Annotated in this window: 1 rRNA gene; it reads left to right on the forward strand. The window is 51.2% G+C overall.

The features are described 5' to 3' along the window. Window positions 1-1,358, forward strand: a 23S ribosomal RNA gene (locus tag AC5WOC_RS21160); the annotation flags it as partial.

Genomic DNA, 1,358 nt, shown 5'->3' on the forward strand with positions numbered 1-1,358 from the left:
CCTGAATCCATAGGGTAGTAAGAGGCAGACCGAGGGAACTGAAACATCTAAGTACCTCGAGGAAGAGAAAGAAAACTCGATTCCCCAAGTAGCGGCGAGCGAAACGGGAATAGCCCAAACCAAAGGGCTTGTACCTTTGGGGTTGTAGGGCATCTCATATGGAGTAAGAAAGGAAGTTGTTAGGCGAATTGGTTTTGGAATAACCAGCCAAAGCGGGTAACAGCCCCGTAGCTGAAAATGACTTCCCTCCGAGATGTACCCTGAGTACCGCGGGACACGTGAAACCCCGTGGGAAGCTGGGAGGACCACCTCCCAAGGCTAAATACTTCCTAGCGACCGATAGTGAACCAGTACCGTGAGGGAAAGGTGAAAAGCACCCCGGAAGGGGAGTGAAATAGATCCTGAAACCGTGTGCTTACAAGCAGTCGGAGTTCCTTTAAGGAATGACGGCGTGCCTTTTGTAGAATGAACCGGCGAGTAACGGTTACGTGCAAGGTTAAGATGATGAGTCGGAGCCGTAGCGAAAGCGAGTCTGAATAGGGCGTCTTTAGTACGTAGCTGTTTACCCGAAACCGAGTGATCTACCCATGTCCAGGATGAAGTTCCGGTAACACGGAATGGAGGTCCGAACCCACTGATGTTGAAAAATCAGGGGATGAGGTGTGGGTAGGGGTGAAATGCCAATCGAACTCGGAGATAGCTGGTTCTCCCCGAAATAGCTTTAGGGCTAGCCTCGTGTTTGAGCGATGGAGGTAGAGCACTGATTGGACTAGGGGCCCTTCCCGGGTTACCGAATTCAGTCAAACTCCGAATGCCATTGTCTTGTATCACGGGAGTCAGACTGCGAGTGCTAAGATCCGTAGTCAAAAGGGAAACAGCCCAGACCACCAGCTAAGGTCCCCAAGTAACGTTTCAGTGGAAAAGGATGTGGAGTTGCACAGACAACCAGGATGTTGGCTTAGAAGCAGCCACCATTCAAAGAGTGCGTAATAGCTCACTGGTCAAGTGACTCTGCGCCGAAAATGTAACGGGGCTAAAACGTTCACCGAAGCTGTGGATTCGAAAGAATGGTAGGGGAGCGTTCCAAATGCAGCGAAGCTGGATCGAAAGAGAAAGTGGAGCGTTTGGAAGTGAGAATGCCGGTATGAGTAGCGAAAAGAGGGGTGAGAATCCCCTCCACCGAAAGCCTAAGGTTTCCTGAGGAAGGTTCGTCCGCTCAGGGTAAGTCGGGACCTAAGCTGAGGCCGAAAGGCGTAGGCGATGGACAACAGGTGGAAATTCCTGTACCGTAACGTTTTGTTTAACGATGGAGTGACGCAGGAGGATAGGATGTGCGTGCTTATTGGATATGGCGCGTC

It is taken from the genome of Shimazuella sp. NTD247 (assembly GCF_059510415.1).